Origin of the sequence: Ferrimonas lipolytica (genome assembly GCF_012295575.1) — a bacterium.
In the GTDB taxonomy this organism is placed as follows: Bacteria; Pseudomonadota; Gammaproteobacteria; order Enterobacterales; family Shewanellaceae; genus Ferrimonas; species Ferrimonas lipolytica.
The window spans coordinates 2,595,676-2,615,836 of the sequence record NZ_CP051180.1 but is presented as its reverse complement, the minus strand read 5'-3'; the positions used below and the strand labels follow the sequence as shown (position 1 = coordinate 2,615,836).

Below are 20,161 nucleotides of genomic sequence, written 5' to 3'. Positions count from 1 at the left end.
AAACAGTTGGCTTGCGCTCCTTCGTCGCTAATTTTAGCCAACAATTTTGCGCCTCTTAGCAAGGCGTTAGGTTTTTAGGGGAGTGCAATGGAACCAGATCTTACTATTTCGCTTGAAAGCTTTTCTAATGAAACAGATGCAAATTCTTTAGGTAATAGCGTGATGAATGCTATTCAAGCTTTACATAAGCAACATCAACTTGATTTAACAAGTTTAAAGAGGGTATTGATCTCTTTCGATTTTGCAAGTGCGCTAAAGAAAGTGACCGAGGAATACGGTCATATATCACCTTCTTCATTTACCGAATCTAAACAAGCGATAGCTATAGCACAATTAGTAATGAAAGGTGCTCGTGAAGAGTTTACGCTTGTGCTTGGCATTGATTTTTTCTATGAGTGGTTCAATAGTGATGGTCGATGTGAAATTAGAGAAGACAACATATCTGTTGTTTTACATCGAATTCATCATGAGTTGATCCATGTTCATGAGAAGAATGTTTTGGCACAATTAGACGCATCTCGTTTAATTGATGATTATGATGATGCTCTATTAATGTCAGCCACAAGATCTTGGTCAGAATATCTGGCTAATTTGAAATCAGCATCGTCAGCTCCTGATGAAACAGTCGAACTATTCCTTGAACAATTGGATACTATAATCAAGGAAGTTCCAAAAGAAATCGAATCTTTAATTCGTAAGTATCAGCACCGCTTAATTCCACTGAATGAAATGTACTTAGCTGTTAAGAAAAGAATTAAGCTTATATTAAACGCGTATGCATATGCTTTTGGGTATGTTGATGCACTTGGTTTCGACTTAGAAAATTGCTTTCCCAAAATCACTAAGAGTCTCAAAGAAAGTCAGCTGTCGGATACGCTTCATCAATTAGGAACTAGTTTTAAAATTGTTACAGAGTCATATGAGCAAGGGTTGATTGAAAGCTACGATGCATTCGATGAGATAGTAAAAGTTATTGATCGTATGTTTAAGGAGTTCGGCCTATCGTTGGAGAGAACGCAGAGCGAGAATGGTACTGGATTATATGTACATGTTAAATGAATCAGGTTTTTAATTATTTAATAAACTAGACTCTAACTTGCTGTGAATAAACCTAACAAGTCACTTATGCGGACCGCATACTGCATGCCGGCGGTTGATGCCGGCTGTGTCGCGCGGCCGCATAGCTCAAGCGTTATATTGAAGCGAAGATTCATATAGGGAATTTAGGATATGTGGGAATTAGTATCGTTCATGATCGCCTTTGGGATCTTAATGTTAGTAATGAACTATTTTGTAGATCCTCGGCAGCTCATTGAAGACGTAAGGGAACTCAAGGGAGCCGACAAGCGAATTGAGGTTTTAGAAGAGCGAGTAGCTAGGTTAGAAGCCGAACTTCAGAAACAAAATAATAGTGCTTCAAGTTAACAAGGCACTGCAGGCGGATTTCAACCAGGCTGGCTCTTGCTCGTGCCTCGCAGATTGTAGCCAGCCAAGTTGCTCCCGCTGAGTGGAGCGTTATGTGTTTCAATACTTAGGAAATAGACTTTGAGTTTTATATTGGACTTTTGGTGTTGGTTGACAGTTGAAAAAGTTGCAGTTTGTATGACTGCTTTTGGCTTGCTATATACCATTCATAGTTTTAACAAACAGCAAAAATTAATAGTGTTTATGGACTATACCAAACGCTATCAAGATATTTGCTTAAACCTTCCTGAGAACATAAATGAAACAGAGTTTTCGTTTGACGATTTAGATAAAAATACTAAAGAGAAAACTTTACGCTACATGCGAGCTTATTTTGACCTGTGTAGTGAGGAATATCACCTATATCTCCAAAAACACATACATAAAAACACTTGGAAAGAATGGGAGTCAGGAATTCAGTTTGCCTTATCCAAAACTGCTTTCCGTAGTGCATGGGAAATACTGCAATTAGATACCATTTACTATTCAGATTTTTCAAAATTCGTTGATAAAACGATTAACAACACATAACAAGAGCTTAAACGGAATAAAAACAGTTGGCCATCGCTACGCGATTATAGCCAACCATTTTTATCCGCTTAGCAAAGCGTTAGAATTACTGCGTACCTCATAGTTCGGTGTAAGGATTAAAATTTGGAAAACTTTTGGCAATTAATAGTAGAACATTATAAATGGGTGTTTAGTGGTGCAGGCATTGCTTTATTTGGTGGTCTTATTGCTTTTTTTAAGCGAAATAAGGCTTCAGGTATAACACAAAAACAAAAGTCAGGTAATAACTCTACAAATATACAAGCAGGTGGAAATGTTGAGTTTACTCAAAAGAATGATTAATAAATCCAGCCAAAAGCAGGACGCAGGTGACAACTCCACTAACCTTCAAGGGCAGCAAGTCATAGTAAATCAGGGAATTTCATACTCTGATGCCAAAGAAATTGCTAATGACGTATTTAAGTCCAATTTCATTGAACTTAAGCAAGAAGCAGCTCAGATCGCCCAAGAGCGAGCAGAAGAAGTTACGGATAAAGTTATTTCTCAATTAAATGAGCGTTCTCCTGAGTCAATAAATGAATTTGAGACCCCTGCGTTACAAGATGCACTCTTCACTGTTCAAAAACAGTATGCAATTAGTGGCGATGAAGATCTAGGCGATTTATTGGTTGATATATTGGTGGACAGAGCGGCAGCCCCTACAAGAAATATGGTTCAAATAGTATTAGATGAATCTTTGGGAATAGCACCAAAGCTGACTTTAGAACAATTTGATACTTTAACACTTAATTTTTTGTTGATCTGTACACGAAGACTAGATGTAAAAAACTATGATGGTTTAATCGCTCATTTCAATAAAAGGGTAGTTCCTTTTATTGAAAATCTATCAGAGAAAAATTCTGATTACACGCATGCAGAGTATTTAGGGTGTGGCCATGTACGAGCTGGTAACTATGGGAATCTCGAAGATCGATTGAGAAGAGCTTATAAAGTGTTTTTTTCTAAAGGCTTTACCGAAGAAGAGCTCCTCGAAAAAGTTGGTGAAGGATTAAATTTACAAGGTTTAGTCATTCAATGCTTTCATGATAAAGATAAGTTACAGATCGGGGTTTTTGATGAAGATGTGCTTGAAACCGTTGCGAATAAGAACGGTCTAAATACAGAAGCTAAGAAAAAACTTAAAGCTCTTTTTGAATCTTCTACTAAACCAGCTAATGAGATAAAAGATATAGTCATACGGGAAATCCCAGAGTTGCAAGAAGTGTTTGATGTTTGGGGGAAGTCTCCTTTCAATAAATTTGAATTAACCAGTGTTGGTATCGCAATTGCGCATGCGAACTATAGAAGAAAAATAGGCGACACAATGGATTTATCTATCTGGATAAATTAATTCTAACAAGTCGTTTAAAAGGACAAAAAACAGTTGGCTTTTGCTCGTTCCTCGCTAATTTTAGCCCACTATTTTTGCCCGTTAATGGGGCGTTATATTTCACGGAGAGCTCATGCGTATATTGTTAGCTATGGCACTATTATCGACTTTAACTGGATGTGTAGGACTTGCGGTTGGTTCATTTGGCACCCTTGAAGCGAAGAAAACGGATTTCTCACTGAATGATCAACGAGGAAAACTTGGGTTTAGTGTCAAAGAAGCTGAAACGTACACAACTGAGCAGGTTGTAGAGCTGTGGGGAGATCCTGATTCAGTGGCAGAAAAGGGTAATTGCACGGTGTATTCATACCATGACGGCTTAAGTTGGTCTGGAGTCGGAGCATTTGTCGGTGTAGTGCCACTTCCCCTTCTAGTTCCATCAGGTAAAGATGAGACAAAGATTTACTTCGTTGATGGTCGAAGTGTAGCTGCGGTTAGTGAGTACGGGGAGGTTACCCATGCCTTTGGATACGTCTGTGGCAGTAACGAATGCGGCTTCAACTATGGTGCCGCCAACACAGAAGCTCTAAAAAATGCAGAAGTAACGGAGTGTAGTGAAATATAACAAGGCACTGTAGGCGGATTTCAGCCAGCCCGGTTGCGCTCGTGCCTCGCGAAGTATAGCCGGGCAGTCTGCTCCCGCTAAGTGGAGCGTTATATGCCAGAGGAGTATCATGGCAAAGTCAAGAAGTCGCAGATTGCGCAAGAAGTTGTATCTTGATGAGTTCGCAATATTTGGATTTGAGCTCTCTTTTGTTATAGATGTCGCGGAGAAAGATATCGACAAATTCGTAGGCGAGTTTGTCGATGTGATCGAAGATAATGGACTTATCGTCGGTGGCGGTGGCTTTAAAGAATTTAGTGCATTCGTATGTTCCGCTCAGCGTTATGGCTCGGCGACTGATGATGACCGGCAGTTTATTGAGAAGTGGTTAACTTCAAAGCCAATCATTTCAAATGTGGTTGTTGGAAAATTGGTTGATGCTAATTACGGCATATAACAAGGCACTGTAGGCAGATTTCAGCCAGCCCGGCTCTGCTCGTGCCTCGCAAAGTTTAGCCGGGCAGTCTGCTCCCGCTAAGTGGAGCGTTAGGTGACTAATGGGTACCGAGATATTATCAATTTTCATCTTAGCTCCAATTGTTGTGAGCCTTGTTGATTTGATCAAAATATTAAGAAATGAAAACCGCTTAAAACACACCATTCTTTTGGTAGTTACTTTTTGTACAATTAGCTGCCTGTCTTTATCTGCTTACTTAGCAGGTTTTAATCCAATGCAAGGTGTGGTTATTAGCAGTCTATTTTATATTCCAGGCTACTTAATATTGTATTGTGTATTTACCGCCTATTTTAAGAGAAATAGCACTTAAAAAACCGTCACTTAATAAGAGTTTAAAGCGGGACTGCTAACGGTTTTCTCGGTTTCGCTTCGCTACACATTTGAAGCAAATAAAAACTAACAAGCTGTTCAAGCAGGGCTTGAAGTTGACCCTTTTTAGCTAGCTATTACTCACCGCTTATTGGGGCGTTATGTGCATTTAGAGGAATGAATGGAGCATAAAATATTATTACAAGTAGTTGGCTTTATACTTATGTTGGCGGGAATTATTCTTACCTATAATCCTGAGAAGGTGAGTAGTAAACCAATTCCAGAAGATACATTTCTTGCAATTGAAAGAAGAGTTCGCTGGGGCTTTTTAATTGGTTTAGGTATCTTACTCATGTTCCATCATCAAATTAAGCCATACTTATTTACTGTTGCCGCATTAGGGATGACATTAACATTAGGAGCTTTAATTTCACGCCTAGCTGGTATTGCTCTTGATGGTTCATCACAAAGACAATGGATGTGGGTAGTTGTTGAGCTAGTTATGATTATCGGTTTCGGACTTTGGTATGCAAATCAACGCACATAACAAGTCGTTAAAGCAGGACAAATAACAGTTGGCTTTTATTGTTGTGTCGCTAATTTTAGCTGGCATATTATTTTCCCGTTAATGTGGACATTAGTGGTAAGGTGAAATATAAAATTGCGGTATTTATTCAGGCGTTATTCTCGTTAATCGGTTTGGCGTTAATTACGGTCTCAGGCTTTAATAGCATTAAAAGTACGCTAATTTATTTTGTTCTTTATGTGCTGATTCCTGCATATGGAGCATACGGATCCTGTGTTAAGAGCCGGATTGCAATAGCTATCTCTTTGTTTTTCTTTGTTTCTCAAAGTATTCGCAGCGTTAGTGATAGCAGTGTTATCCCATATATTGCTCCGTTAGCACTTTCTTTTCCTTTTGGGGACTTCTCTAATGGCCAAGGCTATCTAATTGACTTTTTTGCTATTTTTATGGCGTTGTTTCTGGGTTGGTTACTTAAAGCGATAAGCTGCTCTAGTACCCCATTAAAGTAGGCCGGTCAGTGCTTCTGTGTTGCCTACTTAGGCTATTGAATTATCGCTTGGCAATGAGCAGCCACCTGCCTTTAGTAAGAGTAAAAACAACCAACAATCGGCGCTTTGAATGCGTATGAGGTTAGTATGTTTAAATCAGTTCAGCAGCAAATTGGCAATGTAGCTCTAGTTGTTGAAGACTACGATGATGCGATTGCCTTTTATACTCAAAAACTTCAATTTACGCTGGTTGAAAATACAGACTTAGGGGCTGGGAAACGTTGGGTTCAGATTGCCCCGCCTAACTCAAATGGCACCAACTTACTTCTTGCTCAAGCGAGCACAGCGGAGCAGTTTAGTGCTATTGGTAACCAGGCCGGCGGGCGAGTGTTCCTATTTTTACAGACCAATGATTTCTGGCGAGACTACCAGTTGATGAAGGCAAATGGTGTTGTATTTAACGAAGAGCCGCGAGTGGAAGAGTACGGCACGGTAGTGGTGTTTCAAGATCTTTACGGTACTAAGTGGGATCTACTTCAATTAACTAATGCAACCAGTTAACAGGCCCATAGCAAGGTGTTTAGGCTGTCTGCAACGGCTGCTGATTTAGCTTCATGCAAGTGTATCAGCGGCTTCACCGATTTCGGTGCTTTTAGGCGAGGATGCTGCTGGGGCGACGGTACATTCTTGTATGCATTAGGGGCGAGCTTTGCCCCTCCCTTTGCAATCGTTCTTGCCTTAGGTCGCAGTCCAAAACGCTTCGCTGAACTGCTCCAATGCGGCAGAAGAACAATAGCGGAAGTGCTTATCCTTTGTATCGCGACTCGCCTAACCAGTGCTTTAACTGCACCGGAAAGAACAACACTTAATTGGCACACAGCCTATAAAAAGTGTCAAATTTGGAGTTAAATTAAACTATGAAATGTTCTGTTTATATCGCTACAAGCGCAGATGGATATATAGCAACAGCTGAAGGTAGCGTTGACTGGCTGCATAGCGCTGGAAATCGAGAAGCAGATATGAGTAACAATCCTGACATGGGGTTTAATGACTTTATTGACTCGGTGGACTGTATGATTATGGGGCGGAAATGCATGGATGTTATTTCTAGTTTTAATTTAACTCCAGCGCAATGGCCTTATGGCGAAACCAAAATTTATGTGCTTAGTAACTCAGTGAATGAACCACCTGAAAATTTACGTGGTAAAGTTGAGATGTATTCTGGCGATATTATCGAGCTAATAAATAGACTTGAAGATAGTGGCTATGAACATGCTTACATTGATGGCGGTTCAACGATTACGGCGTTTATTAATCTTCATCTAATTAACGAAATAACAATTACCAGAGCACCAATTATCTTAGGTAAAGGTATTCCGCTTTTTGGTGAGTTAGGCGCAAGTATTAAGCTGGTAAATTCCGAAGCTACTGCTTTTCCGAATCATTTTATTCAGGAGAAGTATGAGGTTAAATACTTTGGATAAACTATTTTGGTAAGCTAAATAACAGTTGCTTTCGCGCTAATTCACTGTTTGGCTAACTGTAATTTTAACAGCATTCGTGCCCAATTGAGTCTGCTTTGAGCCTAATGCTTGTAAACAAAGCGTTCACTTTCTAAGGATAGAACATGTTTTTTACACTACTTTTTGTAACGTTTGCGTTATCGGTTACTGTGTCATTTATGGTGGTTTATATATTTAGAAATCCACTAGCTGATATATTTGGCCGGATAATACAGGATACTATTAGCGCCGCATGGCAGAAGTACATTATCTTCGCAACCTATGTGGTTGGTATCTCTGGTGGTGTGCGCATATATGATTTAGAACGTTACATTACCGCACGGCACAAAGACACACAGATTCTAGAGTTAACGCTGGAGCGTTGGACTATCGAAATCTATCGCACCATTATTGAAACACTACAGTGCATTGCATGGATGTATTTAGTAGTCTTTATATTTGCTCTTATCGCATATGTGATTGTTAGAGGGTTCGAGCTAAAAAACGCTAACAAAACAAGTAAGAAGGACGAGGCATAGGGCATACCTTCTTGCTGCATTATTAGAACACAGGAAGCTTTATGTTAACCCCCAGCTTGAAGACTCATCGGTTTACCATACGCGCTTTTACAGCGGCGGATTTAGAACTCTTCACTCACTATCGCTCTCAGCCGGAAGTGGCCAAATACCAAAGTTGGTCTGACTTCAATTATGCTGATGCATTGTCGTTATTTGAGAAAATGGACTACCAAAATTTTGGTGTTGTTGGCGCATGGTATCAGCTTGCGATAGCTGACTGTGAAAGCGATATATTGCTAGGGGATTTAGCGGTGCATTTCATCGACGATGAGCAGGTTGAAATCGGCTTTACCATCGCACCTGCAAACCAGCAAAAGCATGTAGCAAAAGAGGCCGCTGTAGCTTTGCTTGGTTACCTGTTTAATACACTTAATAAGCATAGGGTTGTAGCCACAACCGATGCTCAAAATGTTGCTTCTTATCGTTTACTCGAGAGCCTTGGCTTTCGACGCGAAGCCCATTTTCGACAAAATATTTTCTTTAAAGGGGCATGGGGCGACGAGTATCAATACGCAATGTTGCGCACTGAACAAGCAACCGCATAACAATTACATCAGTTACTATTAGTACGGGATGAGCCATGAGAAAATTACTGCTATTACTATCTTTCCTGTCGCTAGCCGGTTGTTTAGGTATGCCTCAAGGGGTTCAGCCCGTTGCAGATTTTCAGCTTAATGAATATTTAGGAAAGTGGTATGAAATCGCTCGTTTAGATCATTCATTTGAACGTGGCCTGCAAGATGTTACTGCGGAATATGCCTTACGCGCTGATGGCGGCGTTGCGGTTATTAACCGTGGTTACTTGGCAAAGACAAACGAGTGGAAGCAAGCAGAGGGTAAAGCCTACTTCGTCAACAATGAAGATGAGGGCTACTTGAAGGTTTCGTTCTTTGGCCCGTTTTATGGTTCATACGTTATTTTTGAACTTAAAAACGACCAATATGCGTTCGTGTCGGGTCCGAATACTGATTATCTTTGGTTGTTGTCGCGTACGCCAAGTGTAGATAACCAAGTGAAAGCTAAGTTTGAGCTATTAGCCAAGAAGCGTGGTTTCGACATAACGCAATTAATATACGTCGAACATAAATAAACGTGTTAGCCATGAGCCAACCGCAGCTAACGTTTGCGCTTCACTCCACTGTAGTAAACGCTCTGCCTAACCTTAATGTGCTGTTATAGCTAAATTTTAGCTTAAGGTGCCCAACGTGGGTTGGTGCGACAAAAGCCATTTTTATTGGCTCGAGCTGCTTGCAAACACCGCTGTGTTGTTAGCGCTTAGTGCTGTGGCTACCTAAGGCTATAAACCAACCGGCGCGCAGTGCGTCGCGAAAGGTAGCGCAGGATACGGTGATGCCCTTTACGGTGACGATGTGCTTGCCGTCTACTGGTCGAATAATCATGGTTATTCTCTGTACGCTTTGGGCTGCCGTGCCACCGGTGCCGACGCTTCAATGGTCGGGGTTAAATGGGTTCCCTATGTTGGTGCTTTCCCTTAAGTGGCTATTTATAAAACATATCTTGGCTATTTTCTCAGCTACGCATGGTGTTTGTGATAAAGATCTCGCGGCCGACTGTAATGTTGTGATGCTGGTGGGTTAACAGAGTAACGCTGACGTTGCCACTGGCCTGTGGCAACGGTGTGGTAAACACCGTTGCGCGTTGCTATTAGGCTTGTTGCAAGCCTCGTAACCAGTTTATCTCTTCGGCCCAGATGGTGTCGTCGATGGTTTCCAAAACCATTGGAATGCCGATGGTGGCAGGGTGGGTCATCAGGAATTGAAATAACTCGGTGCCAATCTCACCTTGATTGAGGCTATGGTGGCGGTCGACCCTGCTGCCAAGCACCGACTTGCTGCCGTTTAAGTGCATCGCTTTGAGGTAGTTAAAACCAACAATATGGTCGAATTGGGCAAAGGTCTCTGCAGCGGCTTCAAAGCTGGATAGGTCGTAGCCTGCAGCGAAGGTATGGCAGGTATCGAGGCAAACACCAACCCGTGTTTTATCTTCAACTTGGTCGATAATCGCAGCGAGATGTTCGAAACGGTGGCCGAGGTTGCTGCCTTGACCAGCGGTGTTTTCAATTACTGCGGTCACCCCAACAGTGGCATCTAAGGCGAGGTTTATCGATTCGGCAATACGCGCTAAACAATCTTGTTCGGAGATCTTTTTAAGATGGCTGCCAGGGTGAAAATTAAGCAGCGTTAACCCAAGCTGTTCACAACGCTGCATCTCATCGATAAAGGCATCGCGAGAACGCTGTAACGGCTCTGCTTCAGGATGGCCTAAGTTAATTAGGTAGCTGTCGTGAGGTAGAATCTGCTCTGGGGCAAAGCCGTATTGGGCGCAACGCTGCTTGAAGTTATTGATGTTTTCTTCAGTTAAAGGTTTCGCTTGCCAACGGCGCTGATTCTTAGTGAACAGGGCAAAGGCGTTAGCGCCGAGTTTATGGGCATTAACTGGGGCGTTTTCGACGCCGCCACTGGCACTAACGTGGGCTCCAATGTATCGCATGGGTTCTCCTTCCAAATATGGCGGCCATGCTACTGATGCTGGTTTTATCGGGCAAGCGGAATGGGTATCCTAACCCAATCGTTTTTTTCACTCGTTAGGTGGTTGCTATGTCATGCTCCAACGCTTTCTCGTCCCAGTGGCAACCGCTGATGCTGCAACAGCAACAACAGCCTTACTATCAACAGATGATGGCGCAGATAGAACTCTGGCGACAGCAAGGGCAGGTTATCTACCCACCGCAGCAGCAGATATTTGCTGCCTTTGAACATACGCCACTTGCTAAGGTCAAAGTAGTGATATTGGGTCAAGATCCCTATCACGGCGCTGGGCAAGCTCATGGGCTTAGCTTTTCGGTTGAGCCGGGCATTAAGGTGCCGCCGTCATTGGTGAATATCTATAAAGAGCTAGCGCAGGATATTGACGGCTTTACCATTCCTAGCCACGGCGATTTGCGCCATTGGGCCGAGCAGGGGGTGCTGCTGCTCAATACGGTATTAACGGTTGAACAGGGTAAGGCTCACTCTCATGCCAAGATTGGCTGGGAGCAGTTTACTGATGAGGTGATCCGCAATCTTGCTAGCGAGCGTGAGGGCTTGGTGTTTATGCTGTGGGGCAGTCACGCGCAGAAGAAGGGTAAAGGCATTGATCGTACTCGCCATACCGTTCTTGTTGGGCCGCATCCGTCGCCGCTTTCGGCTTATCGTGGCTTCTTTGGGTGTGGCCATTTCTCGCAAGCCAACAGACAACTGCTGGCACAGGGGCAAAGTGCAATAAATTGGCAACTTTGATGCTGATCAACACGGTTGTGGTTGAGATCAGGCAAGGTGCTAGTAGGCTCTAACTGAGCTAATGGAGGCTGAATGTTAGCTAGAATTGATACCGATCATCGTCATATCACCAGTTTGCTGAATCTACTGGCTGACAAAATTGATCGTTTGGAACAAGGCGGGGCAGTGCAGATGACGATGCTGCATGATGCCGTGGACTACTTGCACCGGTATGCTGACCACTGCCACCACCCGCTGGAAGATATTCTCTACCAATACTATTTGGATAAGACTGAGCAATCTGAAGGGGATGTGCACCGATTGGCGCAAGAGCACCATAACCTGGCGGATGCCACCAATGCCATATTGGATACGTTGCGGATGATCTTGAACGACCAAGTTGTTCCCCGTGAGCGGCTAATTAAGGATCTGCAGTTGTTTCTCACCATGCAACGCGATCATTTATCGTATGAAGATAACGTGTTGCTACCAAAGGTCGCCGCTGCGTTAGACGAAGACGATTGGAGCAAGTTACAAGTGATGGTGGCAGATAAGATCCAACACGATCCGCTGTTCAGTAGCAGCGCTCGTGACTATGAAGATCTGCGTGCTTACTTAGCGGAGTAACCTAATCGCTGCGCTGCTAAAGCAGAAATACAGTGCGACCCAATAGCAAAACGCCAGTCAGGTTTCTGACTGGCGTTTTTTTGTTATCTAGGCGAAATGATTAGCGGTGCTAACTACTCTTCGTGACAGTTGCTGCAGGTAGTCATCGGGTCGGTCTCTTCATGCAGGGTGTGGCAGTCACTGCAGACCAAACTGCCTTGGTGTGGAGCATGAGGGTCGTCCATCTCACTGAGTTCGCTGTGGCACTCCACGCAGTTACCGTTTTCAAAGGTGAGAGTGTCCGAGGGTTCACCCTCTTGGTGGCAGGATTCACAGCCGCCCATCTCGGTGTGCATATCGGCTAAAGGTTGGGCCTGAGCAAGGCCACCAACCAGCAGTAATATCCATAAATATTTCATGTTGTTATTCCTTTTTATTGTTATCGAGTTAGGCCGGAACCATTTGGCCGGTGTAGAGCATGAAGTGACGAAGGGCAAACACCCCGGATAAGCTGAGAATGCAACAGAAGCTTACGAAGTAGCGGTGATGGGTGAGCGACTCGGGCAATAACCATTGCAGTAGCCATGGCAAGGCAATACCACCACCAATCACAAAGCCCCAGAAGATGACGCTCCAAAAATCGTTATTAAGTGCGGTGGTAAGCGCTTTCATTGAACCAGCGCCACCGAATGATAGGCCGACAAAGAACAACGCCAACAGTGCCAATTCCATCGCTAGTACCGGCTTTTCGATCTTGTGAATGAATTTGATCTCTTCTGGTTGGTTGGTGCCGTCGAAGCAGAGCACCGCAAACAGTAGGGTAGCGGCTGCGCCGGAGGATAATCCTGATACTAAAAACAACACCGGTAACAGAGGGTTATTCAGCAGCGGATAGGCTTTGAGTGCCGACAATAACAGGCCGGTGTAGGCACCAATACCGATGGCCAGTACCACCATGGCGGTTTCTAGGTATTTGTCCCAGCGTCGCACCAGGTTGATTAGGTGGGTTAACGGCGAAATAAAGTGGGCAAACACTTCCATTGGTTCATGGAATATCGCCATGAGGTATAACATCAGTACGCCGATGTAGACTGACAGTCCCCAGACTCCCCAAAACATAACTGAGCTAGGGTTGCCGTAGATCATCATTTTCCAGAATTCGAGCGGCTTGCTGAGATCCACAACCAGAATAGCGAGGCCAAGTATTACGCTCACCGGCGCGATTAATGCCATGGCGCGGACGATGCTGCTATGGGCAGGATCGTTACCCAGTGACGTGGCACGACGCTTAAATAATATTGAGATTAATACGGCACCGGCGGACACCCCCGCTAGAAACAGGTAGATGGCGATAGGCCAATGCCAAATTAGGTTATCAAAGTGAAGTACTGCATTGACGGCGGTGTCCATTAGATTACCTCGCCTCTTCCGTGTGGGATTTTGTAGAGTTTTGGACGTGTACCAAGGTACATCTTGTCTCTAAAGGTTTGCTTGTGGCGCAACAGTTGTACAATTTCGCTGTTGTGATCGTTTAGATCGCCAAATACCAAGGCTTTCGTTGGGCAGACTTCAACACAGGCAGGTAGTTCGCCTTTGGCTAGTTTGCTGGTGCGGCAGAAGTCGCACTTGTCGATAACCTTGGTGACAGGATTTAAGTGGCGGACCTTGCTTGGACAGGCAGCAACACAGTATTTACAGCCAACGCAACGTTCTTGATGGATAGCAACAATGCCATCTTTATCGCGATAGGGAGCACCGGTTGGGCACACGCTGATGCACGGTGCGGTTTCACAATGGACGCAACTGCTGCGATCAAAACGGTAATGGCGATCTTCGCCTTCTCCAAATGGACCAGTGCGGATTATTTCTAAGCGGCTGTAGCTTGCTGGAATATCGTTGGTTTCACGGCATGCTTGTTCACAACGTTCACAGCCAATGCATTTGCTTTGATCGTAAACCATGGCGAAATTGCGGCTGCTTTCATCCTCGGCGGTAACGTTGAGCACCGGAATAATGGTGCAAGCTGTTCCTCCGATGAGAAATTGGCGACGGGTAACTTTCATTGTTCTGCCTCCCCGTTGAACTGGCTATGGCAATCTGCACAGGCTTGCGAACGATCGTGTGCTGAGATCCCATCGATTGGGTCTCGTTCAGGATGGAGTTGATGGCAGGCGGCACAAGAGAGTTTGCTGAGGTGCACATCGTGGGTCCATTCGGACTGGCGCAGTTGCTCAAGTTGGTGGCAACTCATGCAAGCGAGGTTTTGTTCTGATGCGGGGGTATGGCTGTCGAGCCCAAAGTAACGCAACGCGGTTTTATCGCGTGGATGCTTACCTTTTTCCCCATGACAGCTAACGCAACCAATAGAAATATTATTAATGGTGCTGTGGATGCCTAACATGGTGCCGTTTTTCTTATGGCACATCATGCATTTTTTATCCGCACTGGCTTGTGCGGCAACGCCAAAGCACACAGACATTAACAGCGTGACTGTAATGGCATGTTTCAACATGGGGGGCTCTCCTTCTTGCCAAGGGTGGTAGTTGGGATGCTGCTACCACCCTCCTTATCGACGTTCATGAATGTTTCAGGTTATTGAACGAGGTGCCTTCAGAGGTTTTCTGCTGCTTTTCAGGTTGGCTCTGTTTGCGCTTATGCAGTGCTTCGTAACCGGCTTTAGCTAATCCAAGCACGACCATAGGGACGCAAATAAACAATACAAAGAACATGAAGAAATAAGGAACGATGACGTTGAAAAATAGTTCTAAGCTCATAATTTACTCCTATATGGTGGAGTCTTGTTTTCCACCTGAGTTAATTATCAAACTTTAATTTGCCAAGTGATAATGATCTAAATCATGTATTTTCAGAGTTGCATTATTAGTGATTTTTGATCGTTATATTTTGAAATATATCATAATCCATATCAGATTTCTTATAACTACAATTTGCTATTGCAGTTATTGAAATAACCAGTCAACTTAACAGTTTCATTAGTGCAGGCTAATGTTGAATCAATAGCGCTACTTTTAGGTGTCATTAAGGATTATCATGGTGCATTACTAGTGAAAGTCATGCGTTAACAATATAAACACGACAGATTTAAAGTTGGCTGTAGATAAATCGAATATAGTTTCTATAACATGTGGTTTAAATACAGGGATGGAATGCAATTCGATATTTTTTCGTTGTGAATTGTAGTCGCGGCTAACTCAGAAAGATCAGAACTTTTGCAAGATAGTAAGGATCAGATTTTCAAATTGTAATAATATTAATTATGACGATAGTCACACTTTGGAGGCAGTTATGGCACGGATAAAAGATATCAATGTGTTTTCTGCTCAAGTTTTTGTTGCGGTGTTTGATTCACTTAATGCTCTGTTGGTATCGAAACAGCTGAACGTTGCTCCTTCCAAGGTAAGCCGTTGTCTTGCAGGCTTGCGCCATTCTCTCAATGATGAGCTGTTTATCCGCAAACAGTATGGCTTTGAGGCAACGCCCATGGCTGAAAGAGTTTATCCCTATTTCAAGGAACTACTGGAAGTTGCGGATGAAATGGCGCAGATATGTAACGCCAAAGGGTCGCTTAAAGACCAAGGCAAAGTGGTTGTTGTTGAAGTACCACCACTGTTCTCTTGCTGTGTATTTAATAATGATGCCGACACCTTTACCGAGCAGTTAGTTATCGAACCATTGACAAACGATAGTGTCGATAATTTATTAAAAGGTAAAAGTGATCTTATTATTTCTTTTCTTCCTAGTAACCATAAAGGGATTAAAACAAGCTTTGTAGCTTCATCAGAACAGTTATATGTAGTTACACGTAAGAATCATCCATTATGGAATAACTCGGATAGCACTTGTCTTAACGACCTACTCGATTACCCCTATGTTGAAGTAAGTTGCCCAACACTAACTGAACGGATTCATCCATTGGAGTTATATGCGCAAACGCATGGGCGTAATTTACAGTATTTAGAGCCTTCGACAGGATTAGATGCTGCAGTAAAGAAAATAAAAAACTGTAATGCCTTCATCTTGGTTTCAACTAATTGTGGGGTTCGATTTATTGAGTCGAACCCAGATCTACACTGTCAGCGCTTGGCCCAGGCAGAATTTGATCGGTTACACCAGCGCTGTGAGGTAGCCACTTATTATATTTTGACTGCCCGTACCAGACCCGTTGATGAAGTCATCTTCAAACATATCTATCAGGTCATGGCTGACTGTGTCAGAGCGGCAGAGCATTAACGAACACCCCTTAACGGGCTGAACAATATTATTGGTAGTGGACAAGATTATGGATCAGATTTCAGCGTTGAGTTTCTTTGAACTGCGGGTCTTTATTTTGACCTATGAGCTGCGTAACGCGTCTGCGGTTGCTAAGCAGCTGAACCTGTCTGCATCTAAAGTTAGCCGCAGTCTAAATAGTTTGCGGCAGCACTTTGATGACCCATTGTTCCACCGCCGTCAGTTTCAATTTGAGCCGACATCATTGGCAGTAAAGTTGTATCCATCGGCGCAAAGGGCGGTTCTGATTGAGGAGCAACTAAATCAATTAGTAAGGGGGACTAGCGCCTCAGCAGCGCTTGAATATCATATCCATCTACCCAGCATGTTGTGCAGCGCGGCCACCAGTCAGTTAATGCATGCCACTAAAGCGTTGGGGCATAACGTTAAGCTAACGGTGCACTCATCGGATGAACATTCTCCGAAGATGCTGCTTGATGGTGGCAGCGATATGGTAGTGAGCTGTCAAAGTTTACAGATCCCACAATTGGACTGTGACTATATCTGCACTGGCGATGGTCCGCGATTGATCGCTCGAGAAGGCCATCCGATTTGGCAGTGCCCCGAGGATGACCGTCTGAGCAAAATATTGGACTATCCGTTTTGGGTTACCTCAATTACTGGTTTTAACTCTAAGGCCGACCCAATGGAACACTTTGCGATGGAGCGTGGTCGCATACTTAATAAAGTCGGTAGTTCTAATCTGTTGTCGGAAGTGCCATCGATTCTGCTGGATAGTGATGCCATCAGTTTTGTGTCGAGCCATACCATCTCGTTTTTTAACGACTATCCCGGCATCCGCTGCGAAGAGTTTGCGGCCAATGAAGCGGAGCTCCTAAAGCAATCGCTAAAGCCGGCAAACTACTATGCACTTACCAGCCAAACGGCGTCGGCATTACCGCTGTGGTTGCGTAATGCCGTCTATCAATTGGTAAAGTATGGTTCAGTGCAGGTCGAGTCCGCTTAGGCAACCTTATTCAAGGGAACTTAAGCGTCTCTGCTGAGGCCTTTTTCGACGATGCGAATTAAGCGTTGCTGTTGCCGGTTGTTTGGCTGCTGTTGTTGAAGTTGGTTAACAGCCCAATGGATATGTTCATCAACCATCGCATCGACACGGCCAAGGCCGTTGTTCAGGGCGCTGATAGCCTTGTCGCTGGCTGGGCCATTGCCAATCGCAACGGCCAGGTTACGTTGCCAACGCCTAAAGCCGATACGGCGTATCGGTGACCCTTCGGTGTTGGCAAGGAAGGTTGCTTGGTCCCATTGCCAAAGTGTAAGTAACTCGATTTGTTGCAGCGGTTTGCGAATGTGGAAATCGGATTCTGCAGTCAGCGGCGCTTCGCGGTTCCATGGACACACCAGTTGGCAATCATCACAGCCGTAGATGCGATTGCCTAAGGCTGGGCGTAATGCTTCTGGAATGGCGAGATCTGACTCAATGGTGAGGTAGCTGATACAACGGCGCCCATCAACGACGTATGGAGCAACGATGGCATTGGTTGGGCAGATGGTCATACAGGCACTGCAGCTGCCGCAGTCTTGTTGGTTTGGGGGATCGATTGGCAGCGGTAAGTTGACCAACAGTTCGCCGAGGAAGAACCAAGAACCAGCGTGCTCATTTAAAAGTAGTGAGTGCTTGCCAACCCAACCAAGCCCAGCATTTCTGGCCAACGGCCGTTCTAAGATAGGTGCTGAGTCAACAAAGGGGCGGAAGTTAAGCTCGTTTTGATCTGGCAGCTGAGTCTTGAGCCAATCACCTAACTTTTTGATGCGGTTACGCATCAGCTTGTGGTAATCACGGCCACCGGCGTAACGGCTAATGTAAGCTGTTTCGGTCTGTTTTAGATTATCGGCGAAGCCTGCTTGCGGTGGCAGGTAATCAAGTGCCACACAGATCACTTTAAGTGTGCCGGGATGTAATGCCTGCGGCTGACAACGCATATCACCGTGGCGAGCCATGTAATCCATGTCGCCGTGGTAGTGGTTGTCTAACCATTGTTGCAGGTGTGGCAGTTCGGCACTGAGATCAATGTCTGCAATACCAACGGCGCTGAACCCCAACGCCTTGCCGTGTTGCTTAATGGCGTCAGCCAGAGACGCCCAATCATTCGTATTCATGGGCGCAAGGGTAGCGCAAACCGCGTTGGGATGGCAGCGTGATTAGCGTTGATTTAACGGCGTTTCAGCGCAAGCAAGCCACTAACAGTGTTGAGCGTTACGGTTTTGGCGCCGCTGCCAAACTCTAAGCTCTTGTTGCCACCGTATTTACTTTTTTGTACGTTATCTTCGCTCCAGTCATTGTCAATATCGCCACCGCCGCCGGTGTGAGCGTGTACTGACACTGAGCCAATGTCGGCAATACTTAAGGTGACGTCGCCGCTTACGGTTTCCAGTTCTAATTCAGATTTCAGAGCCAGTGTTTTGCCATTGATGCCGATGTCGCCGCTGACGCTGCGTCCTTCCAGCGCGGTTAATTCAAGGATATCGATTTCGATGTCGCCACTAACGGATTCTAACTCCAACTCGCCGTTGAGGTTTTTGCCCCTGATATCACCACTGACCGAGCTGAGCTCGAACTCACCACGGCTGTCGTCGGCATTGATGTCACCACTGACGGTTTCAATATCAATGCTGCCATTGGCTTCGCGCACGGTGACGTCGCCACTAACGGCATCGATCTCGACGCTGTCACTACTTACGCTTGCACGCACGTCGCCACTAACCGATTCGATTTCGATAGAGTTGACCTTGCTGATGTCGATGTCAGTACTTACTACGTCGATATCTACTTGTGCTTGGGAGGGGAGCGAGATCTTTAGGTCACTAAACTGCTTGGCGTTATTTTGCTGGTTGCCCCAATTTCGTGGCAGCTTAACCTGAATGCGCAGCACATCGCCCTGTTGCTCAAAGATAAAGGCTTCGGCTTCGCTATCGATACGGCCGCTGACAGTAACGCTGGTACTATCGGTGCCAAGAACCTCAATATCACCCCGAGGTACATCGATAACGACATTACTGTTGCTTGACCAGCTAAGAGTTGTATTTACCTCTTCAGCGGCGGCGAAGGGACTGAGTAAGAGTGAAGTAAGCGTGGTGGCAAAAACGGTGGTTGAAAACGGTTTCATCATAGCTCCTTAAAGCATCTCTGGATGGGAGAGGCGAGTTTGCAATAGCTCAAGTTCACGTTGTTTGGTCCATAGCCAAAGTTCAAGTAAAGCTTGGTTATTGGGTTGCTGTAGCAGTGCCTGTTGAAGCTCTGAAGCCCCACTGCGTAATGCTTGTAGATCAGCTGCGGCAACCAATGGGTTGCTTGGTGGTAGTTGTGCCAATTGTTGTTGATGCTGTTCCGATAACACCTGCAACACCCCCTGTAACAGCTGTGGGTCATAGCGGGGCTGTGGTTTGATTTGATAGCCACCTATGCCGCCAATAAGCACACCAATAACTAAGCTAGCGGCCACAGCCCACTGGTTAAATGGCTGCCGTTGCTTGGTGTTTATCTTAGCAGTGATGATGGGCCACAGATCGTTATTAGGCGTTAGCTCCGCTGGGGTTTGCGCTAGCAGTTGTTCTAGTTTGTCTTGCTTCATTGCAACCACTCCTGCAATTGTTGGCGAGCATGGTGGTAATGGGCTTTACTGGCGCCGCTGCTGATCCCCAACAGTGTGCCTATCTCGTTGTGTTGGTAGCCCTCGATGGCATGCAACACGAACACTTGACGGCGCCGTACCGGTAATTTCGGCAGTAATCTATCGATGCCGTCGCTGTGGTTTTCAGTAATTTCGATCTCTGCTTGTTCATCGTTGGTGATGAACTGGCGCCACCATTGCCCTTGGCGTTGATAGTTGATGGCGTGATTAATACACAAGCGATGTAGCCAGGTGCTGAATTTGGCTCCACCACGATATTGGTCGAGCTTTTGCCACAAACGCAGAAACACCTCTTGAGTTGCGTCTTCAGCACAACGAGGGTTATGACATAGACGCAGGCACAGCGCATAGACACGGCGGTGATGATGTTCAAATAGCAGTGAAAACGCAGCTTGGTCACCGGCCTGGGCTAGGGCAATCCATTGCTGCTCAATATGTTCGGTGTGATCCTCTGGCGGCTGAGTCACTGT

The 20,161-nt window shown here is 44.9% G+C and carries 29 protein-coding genes; 18 read left to right on the top strand and 11 right to left on the bottom strand.

The features are described from left to right. Positions 1 to 87 precede the first annotated feature (87 nt). From HER31_RS11980 to HER31_RS11915, 14 genes are all read left to right on the top strand, one after another. Positions 88 to 1,059, top strand: a complete 972-nt coding sequence (locus tag HER31_RS11980) for a hypothetical protein (RefSeq protein WP_168660804.1) — start codon at positions 88 to 90, stop codon at positions 1,057 to 1,059. A gap of 171 nt (positions 1,060 to 1,230) precedes the next feature. Continuing rightward, positions 1,231 to 1,425 (top strand): hypothetical protein, encoded by a 195-nt coding sequence (locus HER31_RS11975; protein ID WP_136861861.1) that lies wholly within the window; start codon positions 1,231 to 1,233, stop codon positions 1,423 to 1,425. Positions 1,426 to 1,545: 120 nt separating this feature from the next. After that, the gene (locus HER31_RS11970) at positions 1,546 to 1,995 is read left to right on the top strand and encodes a hypothetical protein (protein ID WP_168660803.1); all 450 of its coding nucleotides are present in this window, start codon (positions 1,546 to 1,548) and stop codon (positions 1,993 to 1,995) included. Positions 1,996 to 2,118: 123 nt separating this feature from the next. Further along, entirely contained in the window at positions 2,119 to 2,316 is a 198-nt protein-coding gene (locus HER31_RS11965; RefSeq protein WP_168660802.1) for a hypothetical protein, read from the top strand. Next, the gene (locus HER31_RS11960) at positions 2,288 to 3,364 is read left to right on the top strand and encodes an LPO_1073/Vpar_1526 family protein (RefSeq protein ID WP_202983555.1); all 1,077 of its coding nucleotides are present in this window, start codon (positions 2,288 to 2,290) and stop codon (positions 3,362 to 3,364) included. The genes HER31_RS11965 and HER31_RS11960 overlap by 29 nt, the downstream gene beginning before the upstream one ends. Positions 3,365 to 3,476: 112 nt before the next feature. Beyond that, entirely contained in the window at positions 3,477 to 3,968 is a 492-nt protein-coding gene (locus tag HER31_RS11955) for a hypothetical protein (RefSeq protein ID WP_168660801.1), read from the top strand. Positions 3,969 to 4,077: 109 nt separating this feature from the next. Continuing rightward, complete coding sequence (locus HER31_RS11950) at positions 4,078 to 4,404, top strand: YggL 50S ribosome-binding family protein (RefSeq protein WP_168660800.1); 327 nt, start codon at positions 4,078 to 4,080, stop codon at positions 4,402 to 4,404. A gap of 550 nt (positions 4,405 to 4,954) precedes the next feature. Further along, positions 4,955 to 5,320: a DUF4345 family protein gene (locus tag HER31_RS11945; RefSeq protein ID WP_168660799.1), complete on the top strand. Its 366-nt coding sequence runs from the start codon at positions 4,955 to 4,957 to the stop codon at positions 5,318 to 5,320. A gap of 101 nt (positions 5,321 to 5,421) precedes the next feature. Further along, positions 5,422 to 5,808: a hypothetical protein gene (locus HER31_RS11940; RefSeq protein ID WP_168660798.1), complete on the top strand. Its 387-nt coding sequence runs from the start codon at positions 5,422 to 5,424 to the stop codon at positions 5,806 to 5,808. Between the two features lie 126 nt (positions 5,809 to 5,934). After that, on the top strand, positions 5,935 to 6,348 hold the full coding sequence (locus HER31_RS11935) for a VOC family protein (RefSeq protein WP_168660797.1): 414 nt from the start codon (positions 5,935 to 5,937) through the stop codon (positions 6,346 to 6,348). A 356-nt stretch (positions 6,349 to 6,704) separates the two neighbouring features. Continuing rightward, a complete protein-coding gene (locus HER31_RS11930; RefSeq protein WP_168660796.1) occupies positions 6,705 to 7,271 on the top strand; it encodes a dihydrofolate reductase family protein in 567 nt (188 codons plus the stop codon). Between the two features lie 143 nt (positions 7,272 to 7,414). Then, complete coding sequence (locus HER31_RS11925; protein WP_168660795.1) at positions 7,415 to 7,828, top strand: hypothetical protein; 414 nt, start codon at positions 7,415 to 7,417, stop codon at positions 7,826 to 7,828. A 41-nt stretch (positions 7,829 to 7,869) separates the two neighbouring features. Beyond that, on the top strand, positions 7,870 to 8,412 hold the full coding sequence (locus tag HER31_RS11920; RefSeq protein WP_168660794.1) for a GNAT family N-acetyltransferase: 543 nt from the start codon (positions 7,870 to 7,872) through the stop codon (positions 8,410 to 8,412). Positions 8,413 to 8,447: 35 nt separating this feature from the next. Further along, complete coding sequence (locus HER31_RS11915) at positions 8,448 to 8,957, top strand: lipocalin family protein (RefSeq protein WP_168660793.1); 510 nt, start codon at positions 8,448 to 8,450, stop codon at positions 8,955 to 8,957. A 178-nt stretch (positions 8,958 to 9,135) separates the two neighbouring features. Here the strand turns inward: HER31_RS11915 and HER31_RS18915 are convergent, their stop codons facing one another. Together HER31_RS18915 and nfo are read right to left on the bottom strand one after the other, a co-directional pair. Beyond that, positions 9,136 to 9,267, bottom strand: coding sequence for a hypothetical protein (locus HER31_RS18915; protein WP_275060700.1), 132 nt, complete (start codon positions 9,265 to 9,267; stop codon positions 9,136 to 9,138). Positions 9,268 to 9,532: 265 nt separating this feature from the next. Next, positions 9,533 to 10,378, bottom strand: coding sequence for a deoxyribonuclease IV (gene nfo, locus HER31_RS11910; protein ID WP_168660792.1), 846 nt, complete (start codon positions 10,376 to 10,378; stop codon positions 9,533 to 9,535). A 107-nt stretch (positions 10,379 to 10,485) separates the two neighbouring features. Here nfo and ung point away from each other — a divergent pair, with 107 nt between their 5' ends. Further along, positions 10,486 to 11,166, top strand: a complete 681-nt coding sequence (gene ung / locus HER31_RS11905) for a uracil-DNA glycosylase (RefSeq protein WP_168660791.1) — start codon at positions 10,486 to 10,488, stop codon at positions 11,164 to 11,166. Between the two features lie 72 nt (positions 11,167 to 11,238). After that, positions 11,239 to 11,772, top strand: coding sequence for a hemerythrin domain-containing protein (locus HER31_RS11900; RefSeq protein ID WP_168660790.1), 534 nt, complete (start codon positions 11,239 to 11,241; stop codon positions 11,770 to 11,772). Positions 11,773 to 11,885: 113 nt separating this feature from the next. On the opposite strand, the gene HER31_RS11895 is transcribed toward HER31_RS11900, so the two are convergent. The 5 genes from HER31_RS11895 to HER31_RS11875 all read right to left on the bottom strand — a co-directional run bounded on the left by HER31_RS11895 (position 11,886) and on the right by HER31_RS11875 (position 14,525). Continuing rightward, positions 11,886 to 12,170 carry a cytochrome c3 family protein gene (locus HER31_RS11895; RefSeq protein ID WP_168660789.1) on the bottom strand — a complete coding sequence of 95 codons (285 nt, stop codon included), beginning with the start codon at positions 12,168 to 12,170 and terminating at the stop codon, positions 11,886 to 11,888. A gap of 28 nt (positions 12,171 to 12,198) precedes the next feature. After that, complete coding sequence (gene nrfD, locus HER31_RS11890; RefSeq protein WP_168660788.1) at positions 12,199 to 13,161, bottom strand: NrfD/PsrC family molybdoenzyme membrane anchor subunit; 963 nt, start codon at positions 13,159 to 13,161, stop codon at positions 12,199 to 12,201. After that, the gene (locus tag HER31_RS11885; RefSeq protein ID WP_168660787.1) at positions 13,161 to 13,814 is read right to left on the bottom strand and encodes a 4Fe-4S dicluster domain-containing protein; all 654 of its coding nucleotides are present in this window, start codon (positions 13,812 to 13,814) and stop codon (positions 13,161 to 13,163) included. The genes nrfD and HER31_RS11885 overlap by 1 nt, the downstream gene beginning before the upstream one ends. After that, positions 13,811 to 14,263, bottom strand: coding sequence for a multiheme c-type cytochrome (locus HER31_RS11880; RefSeq protein WP_238786818.1), 453 nt, complete (start codon positions 14,261 to 14,263; stop codon positions 13,811 to 13,813). The genes HER31_RS11885 and HER31_RS11880 overlap by 4 nt, the downstream gene beginning before the upstream one ends. Positions 14,264 to 14,327: 64 nt before the next feature. Continuing rightward, the gene (locus HER31_RS11875; protein WP_168660786.1) at positions 14,328 to 14,525 is read right to left on the bottom strand and encodes a hypothetical protein; all 198 of its coding nucleotides are present in this window, start codon (positions 14,523 to 14,525) and stop codon (positions 14,328 to 14,330) included. Between the two features lie 532 nt (positions 14,526 to 15,057). On the opposite strand from HER31_RS11875, the gene HER31_RS11870 reads away from it, so the two are divergent. Further along, complete coding sequence (locus HER31_RS11870; protein WP_168660785.1) at positions 15,058 to 16,002, top strand: LysR family transcriptional regulator; 945 nt, start codon at positions 15,058 to 15,060, stop codon at positions 16,000 to 16,002. A 49-nt stretch (positions 16,003 to 16,051) separates the two neighbouring features. After that, positions 16,052 to 17,008: a LysR family transcriptional regulator gene (locus tag HER31_RS11865; RefSeq protein ID WP_168660784.1), complete on the top strand. Its 957-nt coding sequence runs from the start codon at positions 16,052 to 16,054 to the stop codon at positions 17,006 to 17,008. Positions 17,009 to 17,028: 20 nt separating this feature from the next. On the opposite strand, the gene queG is transcribed toward HER31_RS11865, so the two are convergent. The 4 genes from queG to HER31_RS11845 are packed head-to-tail and all read right to left on the bottom strand — an operon-like array spanning position 17,029 to position 20,158. Then, positions 17,029 to 18,159 carry a tRNA epoxyqueuosine(34) reductase QueG gene (gene queG, locus HER31_RS11860; protein WP_168660783.1) on the bottom strand — a complete coding sequence of 377 codons (1,131 nt, stop codon included), beginning with the start codon at positions 18,157 to 18,159 and terminating at the stop codon, positions 17,029 to 17,031. 53 nt (positions 18,160 to 18,212) lie between these two features. After that, positions 18,213 to 19,166, bottom strand: coding sequence for a DUF4097 family beta strand repeat-containing protein (locus tag HER31_RS11855; RefSeq protein WP_168660782.1), 954 nt, complete (start codon positions 19,164 to 19,166; stop codon positions 18,213 to 18,215). Positions 19,167 to 19,175: 9 nt separating this feature from the next. After that, complete coding sequence (locus tag HER31_RS11850; protein WP_168660781.1) at positions 19,176 to 19,631, bottom strand: hypothetical protein; 456 nt, start codon at positions 19,629 to 19,631, stop codon at positions 19,176 to 19,178. Beyond that, entirely contained in the window at positions 19,628 to 20,158 is a 531-nt protein-coding gene (locus HER31_RS11845) for an RNA polymerase sigma factor (protein WP_168660780.1), read from the bottom strand. The genes HER31_RS11850 and HER31_RS11845 overlap by 4 nt, the downstream gene beginning before the upstream one ends. Positions 20,159 to 20,161 lie beyond the last annotated feature (3 nt).

Coding starts and splice junctions, on each gene's coding strand:
- nrfD (WP_168660788.1), bottom strand. CDS start 13,161: ATGGACACCGCCGTCAATGCAGTACTTCACTTTGATAACCTAATTTGG.
- HER31_RS11895 (WP_168660789.1), bottom strand. CDS start 12,170: ATGAAATATTTATGGATATTACTGCTGGTTGGTGGCCTTGCTCAGGCC.
- HER31_RS11955 (WP_168660801.1), top strand. CDS start 3,477: ATGCGTATATTGTTAGCTATGGCACTATTATCGACTTTAACTGGATGT.
- HER31_RS11945 (WP_168660799.1), top strand. CDS start 4,955: ATGGAGCATAAAATATTATTACAAGTAGTTGGCTTTATACTTATGTTG.
- HER31_RS11885 (WP_168660787.1), bottom strand. CDS start 13,814: ATGAAAGTTACCCGTCGCCAATTTCTCATCGGAGGAACAGCTTGCACC.
- HER31_RS18915 (WP_275060700.1), bottom strand. CDS start 9,267: ATGATTATTCGACCAGTAGACGGCAAGCACATCGTCACCGTAAAGGGC.
- HER31_RS11960 (WP_202983555.1), top strand. CDS start 2,288: ATGTTGAGTTTACTCAAAAGAATGATTAATAAATCCAGCCAAAAGCAG.
- HER31_RS11880 (WP_238786818.1), bottom strand. CDS start 14,263: ATGTTGAAACATGCCATTACAGTCACGCTGTTAATGTCTGTGTGCTTT.
- HER31_RS11920 (WP_168660794.1), top strand. CDS start 7,870: ATGTTAACCCCCAGCTTGAAGACTCATCGGTTTACCATACGCGCTTTT.
- HER31_RS11980 (WP_168660804.1), top strand. CDS start 88: ATGGAACCAGATCTTACTATTTCGCTTGAAAGCTTTTCTAATGAAACA.
- ung (WP_168660791.1), top strand. CDS start 10,486: ATGTCATGCTCCAACGCTTTCTCGTCCCAGTGGCAACCGCTGATGCTG.
- HER31_RS11930 (WP_168660796.1), top strand. CDS start 6,705: ATGAAATGTTCTGTTTATATCGCTACAAGCGCAGATGGATATATAGCA.
- nfo (WP_168660792.1), bottom strand. CDS start 10,378: ATGCGATACATTGGAGCCCACGTTAGTGCCAGTGGCGGCGTCGAAAAC.
- HER31_RS11925 (WP_168660795.1), top strand. CDS start 7,415: ATGTTTTTTACACTACTTTTTGTAACGTTTGCGTTATCGGTTACTGTG.
- HER31_RS11850 (WP_168660781.1), bottom strand. CDS start 19,631: ATGAAGCAAGACAAACTAGAACAACTGCTAGCGCAAACCCCAGCGGAG.
- HER31_RS11855 (WP_168660782.1), bottom strand. CDS start 19,166: ATGAAACCGTTTTCAACCACCGTTTTTGCCACCACGCTTACTTCACTC.
- HER31_RS11865 (WP_168660784.1), top strand. CDS start 16,052: ATGGATCAGATTTCAGCGTTGAGTTTCTTTGAACTGCGGGTCTTTATT.
- HER31_RS11875 (WP_168660786.1), bottom strand. CDS start 14,525: ATGAGCTTAGAACTATTTTTCAACGTCATCGTTCCTTATTTCTTCATG.
- HER31_RS11900 (WP_168660790.1), top strand. CDS start 11,239: ATGTTAGCTAGAATTGATACCGATCATCGTCATATCACCAGTTTGCTG.
- HER31_RS11975 (WP_136861861.1), top strand. CDS start 1,231: ATGTGGGAATTAGTATCGTTCATGATCGCCTTTGGGATCTTAATGTTA.
- queG (WP_168660783.1), bottom strand. CDS start 18,159: ATGAATACGAATGATTGGGCGTCTCTGGCTGACGCCATTAAGCAACAC.
- HER31_RS11870 (WP_168660785.1), top strand. CDS start 15,058: ATGGCACGGATAAAAGATATCAATGTGTTTTCTGCTCAAGTTTTTGTT.
- HER31_RS11935 (WP_168660797.1), top strand. CDS start 5,935: ATGTTTAAATCAGTTCAGCAGCAAATTGGCAATGTAGCTCTAGTTGTT.
- HER31_RS11950 (WP_168660800.1), top strand. CDS start 4,078: ATGGCAAAGTCAAGAAGTCGCAGATTGCGCAAGAAGTTGTATCTTGAT.
- HER31_RS11915 (WP_168660793.1), top strand. CDS start 8,448: ATGAGAAAATTACTGCTATTACTATCTTTCCTGTCGCTAGCCGGTTGT.